General features: G+C 39.3%; 19 protein-coding genes. 12 read left to right on the top strand and 7 right to left on the bottom strand.

Annotated elements, in window-relative coordinates; all coding sequences use genetic code 11:
* Positions 1 to 12: 12 nt before the first annotated feature.
* Both purN and purM read right to left on the bottom strand, forming a co-directional pair.
* Positions 13 to 657 (bottom strand): phosphoribosylglycinamide formyltransferase, encoded by a 645-nt coding sequence (purN, locus tag AC27JP_RS09020; protein WP_487114189.1) that lies wholly within the window; start codon positions 655 to 657, stop codon positions 13 to 15.
* Between the two features lie 6 nt (positions 658 to 663).
* Positions 664 to 1,710: a phosphoribosylformylglycinamidine cyclo-ligase gene (gene purM / locus AC27JP_RS09015; protein WP_487114187.1), complete on the bottom strand. Its 1,047-nt coding sequence runs from the start codon at positions 1,708 to 1,710 to the stop codon at positions 664 to 666.
* A 142-nt stretch (positions 1,711 to 1,852) separates the two neighbouring features.
* Between purM and AC27JP_RS09010 the strand changes: the two genes are divergently transcribed.
* Together AC27JP_RS09010 and hda are read left to right on the top strand one after the other, a co-directional pair.
* Positions 1,853 to 2,974, top strand: coding sequence for a DUF2066 domain-containing protein (locus AC27JP_RS09010; RefSeq protein WP_487114185.1), 1,122 nt, complete (start codon positions 1,853 to 1,855; stop codon positions 2,972 to 2,974).
* The gene (hda, locus tag AC27JP_RS09005) at positions 2,971 to 3,684 is read left to right on the top strand and encodes a DnaA regulatory inactivator Hda (RefSeq protein ID WP_487114183.1); all 714 of its coding nucleotides are present in this window, start codon (positions 2,971 to 2,973) and stop codon (positions 3,682 to 3,684) included. Before AC27JP_RS09010 ends, hda begins: the two co-directional genes overlap by 4 nt.
* Positions 3,685 to 3,707: 23 nt before the next feature.
* Here hda and AC27JP_RS09000 read toward each other — a convergent pair whose 3' ends face one another.
* The 5 genes from AC27JP_RS09000 to AC27JP_RS08980 all read right to left on the bottom strand — a co-directional run bounded on the left by AC27JP_RS09000 (position 3,708) and on the right by AC27JP_RS08980 (position 8,858).
* Positions 3,708 to 5,648 carry a hypothetical protein gene (locus tag AC27JP_RS09000; protein WP_487114181.1) on the bottom strand — a complete coding sequence of 647 codons (1,941 nt, stop codon included), beginning with the start codon at positions 5,646 to 5,648 and terminating at the stop codon, positions 3,708 to 3,710.
* 288 nt (positions 5,649 to 5,936) lie between these two features.
* Complete coding sequence (locus AC27JP_RS08995; RefSeq protein WP_487114179.1) at positions 5,937 to 6,329, bottom strand: DUF2069 domain-containing protein; 393 nt, start codon at positions 6,327 to 6,329, stop codon at positions 5,937 to 5,939.
* A 9-nt stretch (positions 6,330 to 6,338) separates the two neighbouring features.
* Positions 6,339 to 6,686, bottom strand: a complete 348-nt coding sequence (arsC, locus tag AC27JP_RS08990; RefSeq protein WP_487114177.1) for an arsenate reductase (glutaredoxin) — start codon at positions 6,684 to 6,686, stop codon at positions 6,339 to 6,341.
* A gap of 61 nt (positions 6,687 to 6,747) precedes the next feature.
* Complete coding sequence (bepA, locus tag AC27JP_RS08985; RefSeq protein WP_487114175.1) at positions 6,748 to 8,220, bottom strand: beta-barrel assembly-enhancing protease; 1,473 nt, start codon at positions 8,218 to 8,220, stop codon at positions 6,748 to 6,750.
* A 2-nt stretch (positions 8,221 to 8,222) separates the two neighbouring features.
* Positions 8,223 to 8,858: a hypothetical protein gene (locus tag AC27JP_RS08980; RefSeq protein WP_487114173.1), complete on the bottom strand. Its 636-nt coding sequence runs from the start codon at positions 8,856 to 8,858 to the stop codon at positions 8,223 to 8,225.
* Positions 8,859 to 8,988: 130 nt separating this feature from the next.
* Between AC27JP_RS08980 and AC27JP_RS08975 the strand changes: the two genes are divergently transcribed.
* From AC27JP_RS08975 to cobA, 10 genes are all read left to right on the top strand, one after another.
* Positions 8,989 to 9,213, top strand: coding sequence for a sulfurtransferase TusA family protein (locus AC27JP_RS08975; protein WP_487114171.1), 225 nt, complete (start codon positions 8,989 to 8,991; stop codon positions 9,211 to 9,213).
* A 5-nt stretch (positions 9,214 to 9,218) separates the two neighbouring features.
* Positions 9,219 to 10,292, top strand: coding sequence for an AI-2E family transporter (locus AC27JP_RS08970; RefSeq protein ID WP_487114169.1), 1,074 nt, complete (start codon positions 9,219 to 9,221; stop codon positions 10,290 to 10,292).
* Positions 10,293 to 10,964: 672 nt separating this feature from the next.
* Positions 10,965 to 11,318, top strand: coding sequence for a c-type cytochrome (locus AC27JP_RS08965; RefSeq protein WP_487114167.1), 354 nt, complete (start codon positions 10,965 to 10,967; stop codon positions 11,316 to 11,318).
* Positions 11,302 to 12,546 (top strand): cytochrome D1 domain-containing protein, encoded by a 1,245-nt coding sequence (locus tag AC27JP_RS08960; RefSeq protein WP_487114165.1) that lies wholly within the window; start codon positions 11,302 to 11,304, stop codon positions 12,544 to 12,546. Before AC27JP_RS08965 ends, AC27JP_RS08960 begins: the two co-directional genes overlap by 17 nt.
* Positions 12,547 to 12,548: 2 nt before the next feature.
* Positions 12,549 to 13,028 (top strand): Lrp/AsnC family transcriptional regulator, encoded by a 480-nt coding sequence (locus AC27JP_RS08955; protein ID WP_487114163.1) that lies wholly within the window; start codon positions 12,549 to 12,551, stop codon positions 13,026 to 13,028.
* A 1-nt stretch (position 13,029) separates the two neighbouring features.
* The gene (gene ahbB, locus AC27JP_RS08950; RefSeq protein ID WP_487114161.1) at positions 13,030 to 13,623 is read left to right on the top strand and encodes a siroheme decarboxylase subunit beta; all 594 of its coding nucleotides are present in this window, start codon (positions 13,030 to 13,032) and stop codon (positions 13,621 to 13,623) included.
* Positions 13,616 to 14,101: an Lrp/AsnC family transcriptional regulator gene (locus tag AC27JP_RS08945; RefSeq protein WP_487114159.1), complete on the top strand. Its 486-nt coding sequence runs from the start codon at positions 13,616 to 13,618 to the stop codon at positions 14,099 to 14,101. The genes ahbB (AC27JP_RS08950) and AC27JP_RS08945 overlap by 8 nt, the downstream gene beginning before the upstream one ends.
* Complete coding sequence (gene ahbB, locus AC27JP_RS08940; protein ID WP_487114157.1) at positions 14,076 to 14,621, top strand: siroheme decarboxylase subunit beta; 546 nt, start codon at positions 14,076 to 14,078, stop codon at positions 14,619 to 14,621. Before AC27JP_RS08945 ends, ahbB (AC27JP_RS08940) begins: the two co-directional genes overlap by 26 nt.
* Positions 14,622 to 14,696: 75 nt before the next feature.
* Positions 14,697 to 15,893: a heme d1 biosynthesis radical SAM protein NirJ gene (gene nirJ / locus AC27JP_RS08935; protein ID WP_487114155.1), complete on the top strand. Its 1,197-nt coding sequence runs from the start codon at positions 14,697 to 14,699 to the stop codon at positions 15,891 to 15,893.
* Positions 15,894 to 16,043: 150 nt separating this feature from the next.
* On the top strand, positions 16,044 to 16,931 hold the full coding sequence (cobA, locus tag AC27JP_RS08930) for a uroporphyrinogen-III C-methyltransferase (protein WP_487114153.1): 888 nt from the start codon (positions 16,044 to 16,046) through the stop codon (positions 16,929 to 16,931).
* Positions 16,932 to 16,966 lie beyond the last annotated feature (35 nt).

Raw genomic sequence — 16,966 nt, 5'->3', positions numbered from 1 at the left:
TAAAATTAAAGTTTATTCTTCGCTAGCATACCCTGAAGCAGGTAAAATTACACCATCAAACAGTGCGTTTTCACCAATCATAGTAACACGTTTGCTACAACACCAATTGACCACCATAGGGTAAATTCTATGCTCTTGTTGGTGCACGCGCTGGGCAAGGTCGTCCGCAGTGTCTTCAGGGAAAACAGGCACTTTAGCTTGTAAGACCACAGGGCCGCCATCAAGTTCCTCAGTAACAAAATGAACGCTAACACCATGCTCAGTATCGCCAGCGTCAATTGCTCGCTGATGGGTATCTAAGCCTTGATATTTTGGTAGAAGAGAAGGATGTATATTGATTAAACGACCTTGATAAGTTTGCACAAATTTTGGCGTTAATATCCGCATAAAACCGGCAAGCACGACAAGATCAGGTTGATAGTGATTAATCTCAGTGATGAGAGCACTATCGTAATCTTCACGGCTATCGAAGTCTTTATGTGACAGCACGGCGGTGGCAATATTTGCTTCTTGTGCTCGGGTTAATCCATAAGCGTCAGCTTTATTAGAGACTACGGCGACGACATCGCCGCCATAGTTTTCTTGCTTACAGGCGTCAATAATCGCCTGTAAGTTTGTGCCGCTGCCGGAAATGAGTACTACAATTCGGCTTCGCATGGCTAATTAACCTTTGTTAATAATAACTTGTTCTTGGCCAGCTTGTAGATCGGCAATTTCACCAATATGCCAAGCGTTTTCACCGTGAGCGGTTAAAATTTCAAGGCTTTGTTCAACTGCATCTGCAGGAACTACTATGATCATACCAACACCACAGTTAAAGGTACGGTACATTTCATGTTCAGTGATGTTACCGTTTTCTTGTAACCAGTTAAATATTTCCGGCCACTGCCAGCTATTGCCATCAACAATCGCTTGTGCACTTTCTGGTAATACGCGTGGAATGTTTTCCCAGAAGCCACCACCAGTAATGTGTGATAAGGCATGAACATCAACTTGTTTAAGTAGCTCTAATACTGATTTAACATATATTTTAGTTGGTTCGATTAAATGGTCACCAATTGATTTGCCATTTAATAATTCGTTAGTGTCGGTATTATTAACTTCTAATACTTTACGAATTAAAGAGAAACCGTTTGAATGAGCGCCAGAAGAAGCTAAGGCAATAAGTTGATCACCGGCAGCAACTTTTGTTCCGTCAATAACACGAGACTTTTCTGCAACCCCAACACAGAAGCCTGCGATATCGTAATCACCTTTGTGATACATACCTGGCATTTCCGCAGTTTCGCCACCCACTAAAGCACAGCCTGATAACACACAACCATCGGCAATACCTGAAACAACAGCAGAAGCCACATCAACGTCTAGTTTGTCGGTGGCGTAGTAATCGAGGAAGAATAAAGGCTCTGCACCTTGAACGATTAGGTCGTTAACACACATTGCTACTAAGTCGATACCCACGGTATCGTGCTTTTTAAGGTCAATGGCTAAACGTAGTTTTGTACCTACGCCATCAGTACCGGCAACTAGGACAGGTTCTTTATAACCCGTTGGAAGTTGGCAGATAGAGCCAAAACCACCTAGCCCCCCCATAACTTCTGGACGAGTAGTGCGTTTTACCGCACCTTTAATATTTTCAACTAGGGCATTACCTGCATCTATATCAACGCCAGCATCTTTATAACTTAAAGACTGTTTTTCTTCGCTCACGGGGAAACCTCAATTATGTAGTTAAGTAGCTTGTATAATAATGGCGCACATTCTACCAGCGCAAAGACGTGCTGAAAATCTTTAAAAGAAATTATTTTTTATAAGTGATAAAAATCAGCAACATTATGATAAGATCTTTATTATGAAACACTTGTTAATGCCATATATGCTCAGAAATTGTCTGATTTTCTTATTTTTTATACTGTCGTTTAGAATTAACGCGATTGAAGTAGAAAACTTATACAGCGCGAAAGTCGTCGTGAGCTCGCAATCAGCTGGCGATCGAAATAAAGCACTAAAAAAAGCGCTTCGTGGTGTTATTTTTAAGGTCGGTGGCAAGAAAATTGAACATCCTTTGGTTTCTCAAGCCGTAAAAAATTACAATAAATACGTCAACCAATATCAATATATTCGTCAGAACAATGTGAGTTATTTGAATGTTTCTTTTAATGAAGAAAAAATAAATACTTTATTTAAACAAAGTGACTTAGCTATATGGGGACGTTTACGCCCACAAGTCATGGTTTGGGTAGTTGAAGAAAATGGCTTTGAGCGTCGTTTACTTTCTTCAACATCAAATTCTTTAATACCGCAATCGATTGATGACTTTTCGCAATTACGTGGTTTACCCTTAGTCATGCCAATTATGGATTTAACCGATTTATCTGCCGTAACGATAACTGATGTTTGGGGACGGTTTACTCGACCTGTTGCGCAAGCGTCAGCGCGTTATTTGGCTGAAGCCGTCGTAGTGATAAGAATTTCAAATAATAGCCTTGTTGTTGAACAAGACGAAAAAAGTGATTGCCAACCCCTTTGCCAGACTCAATCGTTAGTGTTGGACTGGAGCTTGATGGCAGATGCCCAGAATGAAGACTCGCAAATATTTAGCGAGCAATATCAAGGTGAAGATGTCTTGATATTGTTGAATCAAGCACTATCAGATATTACCGATAATATTTATCAGCAATATGCGTTATCAACAACCAATAGTAACGAGTTGTTAATTGATGTTGCTAATATCGATAATTTAGCGAAATTAATTGCGGTTTCCGAGTTTCTTGCCGAATTATCGGCTGTAGAATCGGTTCAGCTGGTGAGTGTACAAGGTACAATTCGTCGTTTTAAATTGTCACTAATTGGCTCACAACAAGCTTTGTTAGCGTCGTTAAAGTTAAGTGGAGAACTTAATCAATATATTGACCCTTTAGCTGGCCCAATAGATAAAGACCAAATTGCGGTATTTTATTGGGGGCAGAAGTGAAGAAAGTTTCTCAATTAACCTTGTCGGTGCAATTACCGGATGATGAAACCTTTGCTAGCTTTCAAAGTGAAAGTAATCAATTGGTTGTTGAACAAGTTAAGCTTTTTTTAGATCATATTGCTGAGCAAAATAAAAAAGTGCACAGTTTATATTTGTTTGGTCTTTCAGGTGTTGGCAAAAGTCACTTGCTGCATGCAAGCTGTGTTTATGCCGATACCTTAGGTGTCACTAGTTTATGTTTATCTTTTTCAGAATTAACCCAGTTGTCGGTTGATGTGCTTGATGGGCTAGAAAACATCGACTTAGTTTGTCTTGATGATATTCAATTAATTGCCGGCAATAAAGAATGGCAACAAGCCATTTTTGATTTATACAATCGTATGATTGAACAAAACAAGTGCTTGATCATTACGGGTGATCAAAGTGTCGCACAATTGCAGATAAGTTTACCTGATTTAGTGTCACGTTTAAGCTGGGGCTTTACCGAACAACTTAAACCTTTAACAGATAAAGAAAAAGCCTTTGCTTTGCAATACCGTGCTCAGCAGCGTGGCTTATTTATTAGCGATGACGTGGCAAGTTTTTTAATTAATCGCTTGTCTCGTGATATGACCAGTTTACTGGCGGCACTAGAGCAGTTAGATCAAGCCTCAATTAGGGAACAGCGACGTATCACCATTCCCTTTGTTAAAGATATTCTTTTTAATTAAAAAGGCTTGTTATATAGGAAAAACTAACGTTCCTTATTAGGTAGTGGTTTTTCATAATACTTAGCACCGTTTGCATTTTTTCGATAATAAATTGTTTTATTCAATGGCGACTCATTGATGCCTTTAGCGGCAACTTGATTTGTTATTGGGCTAATAGCTAGGTTTTCAGCCCAGGTTTTACCCGCCTGCATCATAATGGGGCTCGCCAAGTTATTGATAATATCAGTCGCTGTAACGAATTCTGGCAATATTCTTCGGGTAACAAATTCAACTCTCGGTTTAATGCTGTCTTCGCCCATGCGTCCTCGTTGCCCCCAAGTCACCATATATTCTTCTTCTGCCGTTTGTGGTTGGTTTGTTACCGCGACATCTCTGTCGACATCAAAGCGCGCTTTCATCATAAAGCCATCAAATAACATGGCATAATCTTCACGTTTACTTGAGTAGTTATAAAACTGCGGTGCATGCTCAGGACTGAAAAAATTGCTGACATCAGCCGGACTATAATTTTGCTCTTCAGTAGTGGCTGTTTCGCCTTGAAAACGAACTTGTGCTAAACGGTACATTTCGCTACCGGTTAGCGGTAACGTGGTGGCGAGTATATCTGACTGGGTGCCTATACTTTGTGAGATTTCATTAACAGCGTCTAATATTCGGTCACTACTATTTAAACTGGCCCAAGAGCTCTTTGGAAAGAAATCGTTGGCGTGCGCTAATTCGTGATACATCAATGAGGCTAGGCTATATACTCCATCAGCAGCATCACGCGTTACTCGCACATCTTCAGGGTAGAAAAAACTCGCATAACTATTGTTTTTTACGTAGCGCCAAGGCAATACAAAATCTAAGTCATCACCAAAAGCCGCACGAAAATCAGGTGCTTGGTTAATGGTGTCTCTTTCTTCGGGGGTTAGCCATAGGTTATTCGGATCAAGATGAATCGCGCCAGTTACTGCCCAATAATATGATGGACGAACATCATATGAAATGACAACAGCGGTGGTAGCTCGTAATAAGTTTTTAAAATCATCGTGGTCATCGTAATTTTCTAAAAATTCTTTAAACCTTTGTCCCATCCAATCATGCGATACCACGACGCGATCCATAATATCATCAATACTCGGGCTCGTTGTATCTTGTGCAATCAGTGGTAATTCATTTAGGCGGCAAGTGCTAGCAAAGTTTATCTCATTACTATAAACGCAGTTTACTATCACATCGGCATAGGGGGAATTAGCATTAAAAGGGAATACTCTCGCTATGCGTTCGTCGTAAGCGGTATTTTCATCAGTGCTGATCGCTGGTGCGTTTTCAATTAAAATGCCAACCGTATCTTGGTAGCTATTGCTGCCGTCTGAAGCACTAACGGTAAATTCTAATAAACTATCAGCACTAACCTGTGGAGCAGTAAAAAAAACGGCAGTTTCACCTTGGGTTGTATCGCTGTAAGTAACTGCAGGACCTGAAATTTGTTGCCATTGAATGCTGTCTTGAGTAATTGTACTGTTTGCTAAACTCACTCGTAACGAAACATTATTCCCTTCTAGTACTGCGTGTCCTAGCCTAGCAGATACTTGGCTAATATCGCTATTTACACTAACCGTGTGAGTTAATTGTTCGTTAACACCATTGCGAGTAAAGCTGACTTGAAAGCTATAATCACCGGCAGCGTTAGGTGTAAATGCAATGCCTTTAGCGTTACTTGCGTGAAAAACAACATTTGTCCCTGCTGTTTGCTGCCAATTTATATTGCTAAGCTCATCGTCTGGATAATATAAAAACAAGTCGACAGCTTGCGAAGTTTTTATCGCATCATCAAAAGCAATGATGCCGGTTTGGCTGACTACTGGCGTAAAATCACCGGGGTTTGACTCGGTGCTATTGTCACTGCTTCCGCCACATGCTTGCAAGAGCATAATAGTAGATGCAAAAAAAGTACTGCGGATAAATTGCATATTCTTCATTTAAGCCTCGTGAGAGTTCCATTCTATAAACAGACCTGTTAAGCCTTATTAAAGTTCATAAAAAGCTGGTACAGATTTATATATTTATTAGCAGACTTAGTTGTAAACAATTTTATTGTTAGAGTAAAGGGGGAATATAGTTGTCGTATTTGGGAAGTGAATTATCTTTGTTAATGTAATTAAATATTGAAAAGAAAGCGGAAATTAGCACTAATTCGGCAATGCGCTGGTGTTAGTGCTATAAATAGAAGTGTATTAAGGGGCTCTTTGTAGCAAAGAGCCGTTTAATCAGTCTTTCTTTTTACGAATGCTTAAGCCTAATTCTTGGCCACGATATTTCGCATAATAACTGCCGGCGATAAACATAATACTTGCCAATATAAACTCAAGCGCTGCCCAATGTTTTTCATCAGCCGATACCCACAAAGTAGTTAAACTATGCAGAAAGTAAATCATGACAATAAAGTTAGACCACGCATAAGTGTATGGGTTACCTTGCACTAAACCTTTTAATGGGAATAGCAAGGGTAGCGTAAACATCACTAAGGTTAGTGGTGTTGATAAAGCGCTATCATTGGTGATAAAAATTAACCATATCGGCATAAAAACTAACAGTGAAAAATAGCCGAATAACGCTATATATTTCAACTGTGTGGTTGAAAACCTTTGTTCATTCTTCATATTGAGTCATTACTTATTCGTGATGAGCGAGAGAACATTTTCTGGCGGGCGACCAATAATGGCATGTTCGCCGTTGGTGACTATTGGTCGTTCGATAAGTTTCGGTGTTGCCACCATAGCAGCAATTAATGTCGCGTCGTCTGCTGTGGCAAGATTTTGTTCATTATACTCGTTTTCTTTAGTACGCATCATTTCGCGAGGAGAAAGTGATAATAGCGTTAACAGTTGTTCAATTGTTTCTTTATTAAGCGGTGTTTTTAGGTATTCTACAATACTAACATCTTGCTTGTTGTCTTCAATTAGTGCGAGAGTTTGACGACTTTTTGAGCAGCGAGGATTATGGTAAATTGTTAACATGTTTTTCTCTTTAGTAAGATTAAATTTTAATTGTAATGTCTTATTACATTGACAGTAATTTTTATAAACGCTTTAATTTTTCTTGTTGTGCTTGCAATTGCAAGATGCGGCCTTTCATGCGTTTTTTCAATAGCGGATTTTCTTCGACAAAATTATAGCCCGTTTGTAGTTCATCAATAGCTTGCGGATAAACGCCTAATAAGGCATATACTTCTGCTTTACTGGCATGCATTAAGGCTTTTTTATCTTGTTTTCTATAAATATCGGTTAATAAATCATTGGCGATAAAGTTATTGGGATAGAGGGTGATAAAATCTTGCAGCAGGACTTCTGCTTCAGTGTAGCGTTTTGCCTCTTGTAAAACATTCGCGTAGTTTAGCGCCACAACTTGGTTGTTCGGCATGAGCAGATTTAATTCAGCAAGCATATTAATCGCTTTATCAAAGGCTTTGACGGCGATAAAAGCATCTGTTAGCGCATCAACATAAAACAAATTATTCTTGTCTAATGCCAGTAATTCATTAAGCAGTGCTATTGCGCTTTGATAGTCTTTGTTTTCGTAATAAGACAAGGCTAGCCCATACTTTGCTGCCGATTCTACCGCATAAGTTTTTTTATTTAAGCTTGCTTTATAGTGGCTAATATTTCGTAGGGCATTATCTTCATAGCGTGCCTTAATACGGGCTTTAGCAAGTTCGAATTGTAAACTTGGTGCTAAAGGGTGGGGTGATAAGCTTTGTGCTCGCAATCTTGCATCTGAAATTCGTGATTCAGGTAAAGGGTGAGTCAGTAGCATGGCGGGTGGTTTTGATTTATAGCGATACTTTTCTGCCATGGTAGAGAAAAAATCTGGAGCACCTTGGGGATTAAAACCGCTATTGGCTAACAGCATGATCCCGACTCTGTCGGCTTCTTTTTCATTACCTCGGGTGTAATTTATGCCCGCTTGTTGAGAAGCCGCCATGGTGGTACTTAATGCTGCGATACCGACACTAGGGTTTACGAGAGTTAATAAAACACTCGATATCATGCCTGCCATGGTTAATGGTTGAGATTTATTTTGTGCTTCTAAACGTCTTGCCAAATGTCGTTGGGTTACGTGAGATATTTCATGTGCAACAACGGAGGCCAGTTCACTTTCGGTATTGGCCGTTGTGATCAAGCCACTGTGAATCGCGATATGCCCGCCAAAAAACGCGAAAGCATTTAATTCTTCATTACGTATGACAAAAAATTCGAAGCTATAATTAACATCTTTCGCATTTCTTACCATGCGATTACCGAGATCGTTAATATACTCTGTCAATACTGGGTCATTTAATATTGGTTGTGACGCGCGAATTTGTCGCATCATTTCACCACCAATTTGCCGCTCCTTTTCAATAGATAAGATACTAAAGCCAGCCGAACCGATTTCAGGTAACTTATTCTTATCGCTTTCGGTATTGGCGGCAAACACCTGACTTGCCATTATTGTGGAGAATGCACAAGACAGCACCATAGGCTTCAATTTAAAGGTTTTCAAATTAAACAAAATTAATTTTCCATGTCATCTGGTTTATCTAACAGTTCGGTTAGATGAAAATGCGGGCGCTTACGATAGAGCTCTTTACAAAATTCGGCGATTGAATAGCCTTTTATTTCGACTATATCAAAAGACTGATTTAGCAATTCGATTAATTGTTCAACTCTTGCGTTGGCGTAGCGCATTAGCGCAAAATCTGCTTTATCACCATTTTGAAAGGTATAGACAATAAAAGGGATCAAGGAGTTCAATCTGAATAACATTTGCATGGTTTCTGGGATCCATTTGATAAATGGGCACTCGGGGTGCTCTGATTGCCTAACTATGTTGCGTTCATTGTCTATCATTGGGTAGCAATGCAATTCGTAATTTTGTTCGTCGAAACTATGACGCAATGCTATTTTGGGTTTAACTGTTACGGTAATTTTGCCTGTAACGTCTCGCTGACCTTCTAAAAGCTCTATGTTCCAATTGTTTTTATTGAGTATCTGTTTATAGGCGCTATCAAAGCCGTGCGTTAAAATTCCGTCGATATCACCAAGAGAACTTGCCGCTAAATGGTAAATTGATGGTATATCACCCCAGTTCAATTTCTTTTTGTAGGCATTAATTTCTTTAAGATTTGGATTATCAGAAAGTTCGCTCATTTATCCTCTTTAATTTCTCTTCGTTGATTTGCTGTAAGCTATAAATAGTTTAAAAGAATTTCACTATGCCATTGTAATCAATTGTCGCAAATTAGATAATTAAACTAAAGTACTGTGCATATTTTTATTTATGTTATACGAATACGATGCCACACAAGATAAATGTCCCGTTCCATTGGTTAATTTACGCTTGTTGCTAAGAAAACTAACACCTTATGATAGTTGTTTGATACGCATTTGCGATATTGGTTCTAAAAAAGATATTCCTAAATTGTTAACGAAACAAGGGTTTTATTTTGAACAACGCATTGTCAGTCAGCATATTGTCGAATTAATGATCAAGTTGGAAAAATAGATATTATGGTTACACTGTTTAGCGATTGGTATAAAAGAAATTTTTCAGATCCCAATGCAGTCACTTTATTGGTGATATTAATTTGTACATTCTTATTTGTGTATTTTTTCAGTAATTTATTGATGCCAGTGTTTGTTGCCGTCGCTATTGCCTTTCTGCTTGACTTACCCGTGAATAAGTTAAATCAGTTCGGTTTGTCTCGGTCATTGTCGGTTGTCGTTGTTGTAACTGCTTTTGTTGGCTTCTCATTGCTCGGTATTTTAGGGTTGATGCCGGTGATTTGGCAACAAAGTAGCAACTTATTTCAAGAAGTTCCACAAATGGTCGGGCAGGGGCACACCTATTTACTTGCGCTGCCAGAAAAATATCCCGATATAGTCAGTGCCGAACAAATTGGTGATGTCATTACTTTGGTTAATGATAAGTTTATTGAATGGGGGCAAGTGGCATTAAAAGCCTCGCTAAATTCTATTTCTGATGTTGTCGCGTTATTGATTTACTTAATTCTTGTGCCTTTGATGGTGTTTTTCTTTCTAAAAGACAAAGATGGGCTATTTGATAGTGCGCGTCAGTTTTTACCCAATGATCGTCGCATGGCTAAGCAAGTCGGCAATGAAATGAATCAACAAATCATGAATTATATTCGTGGCAAGTTGATAGAAATATTGATCATAGGGGCGGCCTCAACCATAGCGTTTATTGCTTTAGGCCTAAATTACCCTGTATTACTCGGCGTGCTGGTTGGATTATCGGTATTAGTTCCTTATGTTGGCGCGACAATTGTCACTTTTCCGGTGTTATTAGTTGCGTTATTTCAATTTGGTACGACAGCTGAGTTTGGCTACGTGATGTTAGCCTACGGCATTATTCAAGCCTTAGATGGCAACTTATTGGTACCGTTATTATTTTCTGAAGCGGTTAATTTACACCCAGTAACCATTATTATTGCGGTGATTTTATTTGGCGGTTTGTGGGGCTTTTGGGGGGTATTTTTTGCTATACCGCTAGCCACCTTAGTTAAAGCGGTATTAAATGCTTGGTCAACCACCACCCAACATGATGTTATTAAAGACGTCTAATTTATCGCTAATCAATGCAGACATGGCTTAACCACCGTGCTTGCATTGATTGTTTTGTAACTCCTCCAACTTTCTCTATCCTAATTTTTTTATTCTGCTGTCAGTTGATACTCTTGCCGCTTTGATCTTTATCAAAAACCACTCTTTTTAAAGTGAGTTTTAACACTATGATTAATGCTTAGCTTTTATTCGCCTTTTTACAAATGCCAACCGATAATATGCCATAAAGGCTTTTATATAACGAACGGTTAATTTACTTCTATACCTGTTGACTAAAGCGGCTGTTAACCGCCCTTAAATTACTATCTAAAAAATTTTCTTCGTGCGAACAAAGCGGTTGTTTACTCGCTACTTTGCCATGGCGCAGCCGCAAAAATGATCTATTCTTAATGCTAGCTGTCGCTATTTACTTGCCCGTAGATATTTTAAAAGCTTAGCTAAAAAGGAAATACGGCGTGTAGTTACATTTGGCAAGAGGGTGAAGACTTTATTGATCGCGGCAATTGTTAGCTTATTAGTATAGCGCTTTCATTTGTTACTTAACTTTATTCTTTTTATTCAGTTAGCTAAGACAAAAATTCAAATTTTTACATTGTGTGATTTAAATCAAAGCAAATTATCACATTTATGCCAATATTAGGCTGCAACAAAGGTGTTGATAAGGGCAAAAGCATGACAATGGCAAAACATAAATTCATTACGGTATTGACGACTTTATTAGTCTTCAATAGCGGTTTCTCAACACAAGCCGCAGAGCTAACTTCTGAGCGTGAAGCACAACTTATTCATATGGTGAAGCAAGATTGTGGTTCATGTCACGGTATGACCTTAAAAGGTGGTCTTGGCCCAACACTTTTACCAACAGCAATGAAAAAATTACCGCAAGCGGTGATTAAAAATACCATCTTATTTGGCCGTCCAGGCACAGCAATGCCGCCTTGGAAGTCAATATTAACCGAACAAGAAGCATTGTGGATCAGTCAACAATTACAACAAGGTATCGAAACTCATGGTCAATCCAAGTAAATTATTAGCGGCAACTGTGTTGTCGGTTTTAGTGAGTGCATGTTCTCAATCAGCGCTGAAAAGTGTAAACCAAAATGAGGTTAATGCTGAATCATCTTTACGCGCCACTGGAGATTTAGGCGTCATTATTGAACGTGCCACAGGCCAAGTTCAAATTGTTAATCATTCCCATGCTACTCAATTAGCTGAAATCGACGGTTTAGGTGACTTGTCACATGCTTCTATTGTTTATTCTCGAGATGAGCGCTTTGCTTATGTTTTTGGCCGTGATGGTGGTTTAACAAAAGTTGATTTATTAAAAGATAAAATTGATCGTCGCATTATTCAATCAGGCAACAGTATTGGCGGCGCGATCAGCCAAGATGGCAAACTGGTTGCGGTATCAAATTATAGCCCAGGTGGCGTAAAGGTTTTTAACAGCGAAACTTTAGAGCTAGTAGCCAATATTGAAGCGACTATTGTACCGAGCAAGGGTGAAACGAAAGATGGCCAACCATATCGTTCTAAGGTGGTTGGTTTAGTTGATGCCCCTGATAATAAATTTGTTTTTAGTTTATTTGATAGCCATGAAACTTGGGTTGCAGATTTTTCAGCTAAGGAAGTGGCAATTACCAAATATAAAGACATAGGTTTATTCCCCTATGATGCTTTAATCAGCCCTGATGGCCGTTACTATATTGCCGGTCTTTTTGGTGAAGACGGTATGGCGTTGCTTGACTTATGGCATCCTGAAAAAGGTGTTAAACGTATTTTAAGCGATTATGGTAAAGGTGATAAGAAATTACCTGTATACAAAATGCCACATTTAGAAGGCTGGGCTATTGCCGGAAATCGTGCCTTTGTGCCTGCGGTTGGCCAACATAAAGTATTAGTTATTGACACCAATACCTGGCAACAAGTGGCAGAAATTGAGGCACATAGCCAACCTATTTTCGTTATGGCACAGCCTGATAATCGCCAAATTTGGGTCAACTTTGCTTTTCCTGACAACAACACTATTCAAGTATTTAATACCGAAACTTTAGAAAAGGTAAACACTTTAACACCGGGACCTGCTGTGCTGCATATGGAATTTACCCCGAGAGGCGATAAGGTGTGGATGTCGGTGCGTGACGCTAACGAAGTACATGTTTACGACACAAAAACACAAATTTTATTAAATACGCTTCCATCTGAAAGTCCGAGCGGTATATTTTTTACCAATCGAGCTCACCAAATAGGACTGTAATAATGGCCGTGCTACTAACCCAACTAGAGCAAAATATCATTAACCAATATCAAAAAGGTTTTCCGCTTTGTTCACAGCCTTATAAAGTTATTGCAGAAGCGCTTGATAGCTCAGAAGAAGACGTTTTATCGGCAATCTTAAAGCTAGATAATGCCGGGATCTTGTCACGTATCGGGCCGGTGTTTAATCACAAAAAAGCGGGGGCTAGCACTTTGGCCGCGTTAGCTGTACCTGAAGATTCCCTAGACGAAATAGCTGAAATTGTTAATCAATTCGAGCAAGTTAATCATAATTACGCCAGAGAACACAGTTACAACCTGTGGTTTGTTGTCACAGCTAGTGATGACGACGCCTTAACTGACGTTATTACAAAAATTGAGCAACTAACTGGTTATCAAGTATTAGTTTTACCAATGGAAGCTTCGTATCACATTGACTTAGCGTTCAATATTAACTTTTCTCAGCAATTAGGTAGCCATTAATATGAGTCAATTACCTCACTCGCATTTATGTGCGCAGGAAAATAAATCAGTTGATGGTGGCAAGTTTGACGTTATGGGAAGTGAACTAACGACTAAACTCTTATCATCAGAGCAACAACAGAAATTACGCGAAATTTTAGAGTGTGGTTTACCACACGTTAGCCAACCTTATTTAGCTTTAGCTAAACAAATTTCAGCAACGGAAGCGCAAGTGTTAGCACAAATTTATCACTGGCAAAGCGACGGTTTAGTAAAGCGCTTTGGTTTAGTCGTGAAGCACCGCCAGCTTGGATATAAAGCGAATGCCATGGTGGTATGGAACATTGCCGACGACCAAGTTGAAAGTGTTGCGGCAAAGTTTTCAAGTTGCCCAGAGGTTTCATTATGTTATCGACGCCCACGTCGTTTACCGCATTGGCCTTACAACTTATTTTGCATGATCCATGGTACCGACAGAAGTATCGTATTAGCGCAAATTGACGCTATGGTAGAGAAATTTTCCTTACAAAATATCGAAAAAGATATTTTATTTAGTTTTAAAGCCTATAAACAACAGGGCGCCCGTTACGGCAGAAAAGGGGTTGCTAATGGATAAATCATCGCGTCATTCAACGACAGCACTTGCTGAGTTAACTGAGTTAGATAAGAAGTTAATTAACTTGTTACAACGAGGTTTACCTATTGCGGAACGGCCATTTTTAGAAATTGCCCAGCAATTAAATAGCACTGAAGATGAAGTACTTGAACGCTTGAATCAGTTAATGGCCAATAAAGTACTAACGCGTTTCGGCCCAATGTTTGATGCGGTTTGCCTAGGTGGTGCTTTTACCCTAGCGGCGTTAGCAGTACCAGAAGAAAGATTTGAAGAGGTCACAGAGCAAGTGAACAGCTTTGATGAAGTCGCGCACAATTATCGCAGAACACACGATTTTAATATGTGGTTTGTGGTTGGTGCTGAATCTGAAGCAGAAGTAAATCAAGTGATTAGCAATATTGAGCAAAAAACCTCATTGCCTGTTCTTAATACGCCCAAACTGGAAGAATTTTATGTCCAATTATACCTCCCAGCCTAGTGCACAGTTATCGCCATTAGAGCGACAATACGTGTTGATGACTCAGTCCGGGTTACCTCTTGTTGCAAAGCCTTATCAACAAATTGCTGAGCAGTTACAAATTTCTGAAGCTGAAGTGCTGACAATGACCGCAGATTTAAAAGAGCGAGGCATTATTCGCCGTATCGCCGCGGTGCCGAACCACTATAAGTTAGGCTATCGTTTTAATGGCATGACGGTTTGGGATGTACAAGATCAATATGTCAGTGAGTTTGGTCAAGCGGTAGGGCGACTACCATTTGTTAGTCATTGCTATTTGCGACCACGTCATTTGCCGCATTGGAACTATAATTTATTTGCTATGGTGCACGGAAAAACCGAACAAGAAGTTCAGCAATACCGAACCCAAATCAAAGATTTACTCGAAAATGTATTCGAGCTAAGAAATGATGATGCAGATCAAGCGTACAATTTTCAAACTAATGATATGTTAACCAGCACAGAAATACTGAAGAAAACAGGCTTGCGATTAAAACGCTAGCTATACTTTAAAAAGTTTACATTTTAGTTTTTGCTGAAAAATAGTCGCAGCAAGAACGTATAAGGATCAAAGCAGATGTTTAGAATTTCACAATTATTAAAAACATTTCATGATGATTTACCGGCCAATAAAGCTCGTAAAATGCCCGGACCTGTTGTTATTTGGAATTTGATACGACGTTGTAATTTACGTTGTAAGCATTGCTATTCAACGTCTCTAGATATGGATTTCAAAGATGAATTAAACACAGAACAAGTCAAAGCAACCATTGACGATTTAAAAGTAGCACAGGTTCCTGTGTTAATTTTATCAGGTGGTGAGCCGTTAATGCGTCCGGATATATTTGAAATTACCGCATATGCCAAATCAAAAGGTTTCTATGTTGCGCTGTCAACCAATGGCACGCTTATTGATGAATCAAATATTGAGCAAATTAAAGCAGCTGATTATCAGTATGTTGGTATCAGTATTGACGGTCTTGAGGAGTTTCACGATGAATTCCGTCAACAAAAAGGCAGCTTTAAACAATCAATGAACGCACTAAAACTGTGCAAAGCCGCAGGCATTAAAGTGGGTATGCGTTTGTGTTTAACACATGATAACTTTGCTGACTTACCCGCTATGCTTGATTTAATGGAAGAATACAAGGTTGATAAATTCTACTTATCGCACTTGAATTACTCTGGACGTGGTAAGCGAAACGCAGAGAACGATGCCGTATTTAAAATGACTAAAGACGCGATGGAGATGTTATACGAGCGCGCTTGGTCTCATATTTCTCAAGGTATCGATACCGATTTTGTTACCGGTAATAATGACGCTGATGGGCCATTTTTACTGCAATGGGTTGAAAAAAGATTTGGTGATAAATACCCAGAAAGAATCGCTAATTTGAAACAGCGATTAATTAATTGGGGCGGAAACGCTAGTGGCATTAATGTTGCTAATATTGACAACACCGGCACCATTCATCCTGACACATACTGGTGGAATCATCCCATTGGTAATGTGAAAACTGAAAAGTTCTCTGATGTATGGCGCGATACACAAGATCCCCTGATGTTAGGTTTTAGACAAAGCCCACGACCAGTAAAAGGTCGCTGTGCAAAATGTCAGTACCTTAACATTTGTGGTGGGAACACTCGCACCAGAGCCTTTGCACAATCAAAAGATGCTTGGGCGGAAGATCCGGGCTGTTATCTAACAGACGCTGAAATTGGCGTACAAACGAAATATTCAGAAACAACTGAAATACCGTGTGTTGAAGTTTAAGTAAATATTTGCATTGAGTGTGTACTAATTATAACCATGCTCAATCACATTTGACTTAGTTTTATTAATGCTAAGTTATTGAAATATAGTTTTATAAATTTATTGGCTAACATTTTATAATAAACAGTAGCCGACAAGGTAATGTATAAAATGACCCAGTTATCGACTGATAAAGTATCGAGTGAAAAACAAATGAACACAGATGTATTAAGTAAGTTAACTAAGAAATCTTTTTTGCAGGCTGGTGAAGTTGCGCTAGTGGGCTCAGGACCTGGAGACGCAGAACTATTAACTATACGCGCCTTACGTTTTATTGAACAGGCTGACGTTGCTATTTATGATCGCCTAGTTAGCGATGAAATCATGGCATTGTTGCCTGATGACTGTGAACGTTTTTACGTTGGTAAAGAGCAAGCAAAACACTGTGTACCACAAGGTAAAATTAATGAGTTACTGGTGCAATATGCTCAACAAGGGCGCAAAGTTTTACGTTTAAAAGGCGGTGACCCATTTATTTTTGGTCGCGGCGGTGAAGAGGCTGAGTTTTTATTGCAAAATGGTGTTAGTTGCCATGTGTGTCCTGGTATCACGGCGGCTTCTGGCTGTACCACTTACGCTGGTATACCATTAACACACCGTGGTGTTGCACAAGGTTGTACATTTATCACAGGTCATATGCAAAATGATGGGCAGTTAAACCTACCATGGCAAAGTTTAAGTAGTGATGCTCAAACCGTGGTGTTTTATATGGGCATTAATACTTTACCTAGTATTACTGAGCAGTTAATCAAACATGGCCGTGCAGCAAGTACACCTGCAGCACTAATACGCAAAGGTACGCAACCTGAACAACAAATTTTCCGTGGCAACATTTCTAACTTAGCTGAATTAGTTGAAAAGCATCAAATTACACCGCCAACCTTGATTGTTATTGGCGACGTTGTAAACCAACTAACCGACAGCACTTTAGCAAAACCCGGCTTTTTAGACGCTGAAACATATCAGGCACAAATGCAGTTATCAGCAAAAGCTGGATAAAACTCAACATTTAAAACTAATTTGTTAATTTGCGA

The sequence above is a fragment of the Colwellia sp. SU-HH01172 genome (assembly GCF_057553355.1).
Note: the sequence above shows the minus strand (reverse complement) of the source record. Positions and strands in the feature narration are given on the sequence as shown.

Bases quoted from the DNA above. Each gene is read 5' to 3' on its own strand.
- ahbB (WP_487114157.1), top strand. From the start codon at position 14,076: ATGTCCAATTATACCTCCCAGCCTAGTGCACAGTTATCGCCATTAGAG.
- AC27JP_RS08955 (WP_487114163.1), top strand. From the start codon at position 12,549: ATGGCCGTGCTACTAACCCAACTAGAGCAAAATATCATTAACCAATAT.
- AC27JP_RS08975 (WP_487114171.1), top strand. From the start codon at position 8,989: ATGTTATACGAATACGATGCCACACAAGATAAATGTCCCGTTCCATTG.
- AC27JP_RS08945 (WP_487114159.1), top strand. From the start codon at position 13,616: ATGGATAAATCATCGCGTCATTCAACGACAGCACTTGCTGAGTTAACT.
- nirJ (WP_487114155.1), top strand. From the start codon at position 14,697: ATGTTTAGAATTTCACAATTATTAAAAACATTTCATGATGATTTACCG.
- purN (WP_487114189.1), bottom strand. From the start codon at position 657: ATGCGAAGCCGAATTGTAGTACTCATTTCCGGCAGCGGCACAAACTTA.
- AC27JP_RS08980 (WP_487114173.1), bottom strand. From the start codon at position 8,858: ATGAGCGAACTTTCTGATAATCCAAATCTTAAAGAAATTAATGCCTAC.
- AC27JP_RS08965 (WP_487114167.1), top strand. From the start codon at position 10,965: ATGACAATGGCAAAACATAAATTCATTACGGTATTGACGACTTTATTA.
- AC27JP_RS08970 (WP_487114169.1), top strand. From the start codon at position 9,219: ATGGTTACACTGTTTAGCGATTGGTATAAAAGAAATTTTTCAGATCCC.
- AC27JP_RS08960 (WP_487114165.1), top strand. From the start codon at position 11,302: ATGGTCAATCCAAGTAAATTATTAGCGGCAACTGTGTTGTCGGTTTTA.
- AC27JP_RS09010 (WP_487114185.1), top strand. From the start codon at position 1,853: ATGAAACACTTGTTAATGCCATATATGCTCAGAAATTGTCTGATTTTC.
- AC27JP_RS09000 (WP_487114181.1), bottom strand. From the start codon at position 5,648: ATGAAGAATATGCAATTTATCCGCAGTACTTTTTTTGCATCTACTATT.
- arsC (WP_487114177.1), bottom strand. From the start codon at position 6,686: ATGTTAACAATTTACCATAATCCTCGCTGCTCAAAAAGTCGTCAAACT.
- AC27JP_RS08995 (WP_487114179.1), bottom strand. From the start codon at position 6,329: ATGAAGAATGAACAAAGGTTTTCAACCACACAGTTGAAATATATAGCG.
- ahbB (WP_487114161.1), top strand. From the start codon at position 13,030: ATGAGTCAATTACCTCACTCGCATTTATGTGCGCAGGAAAATAAATCA.
- cobA (WP_487114153.1), top strand. From the start codon at position 16,044: ATGACCCAGTTATCGACTGATAAAGTATCGAGTGAAAAACAAATGAAC.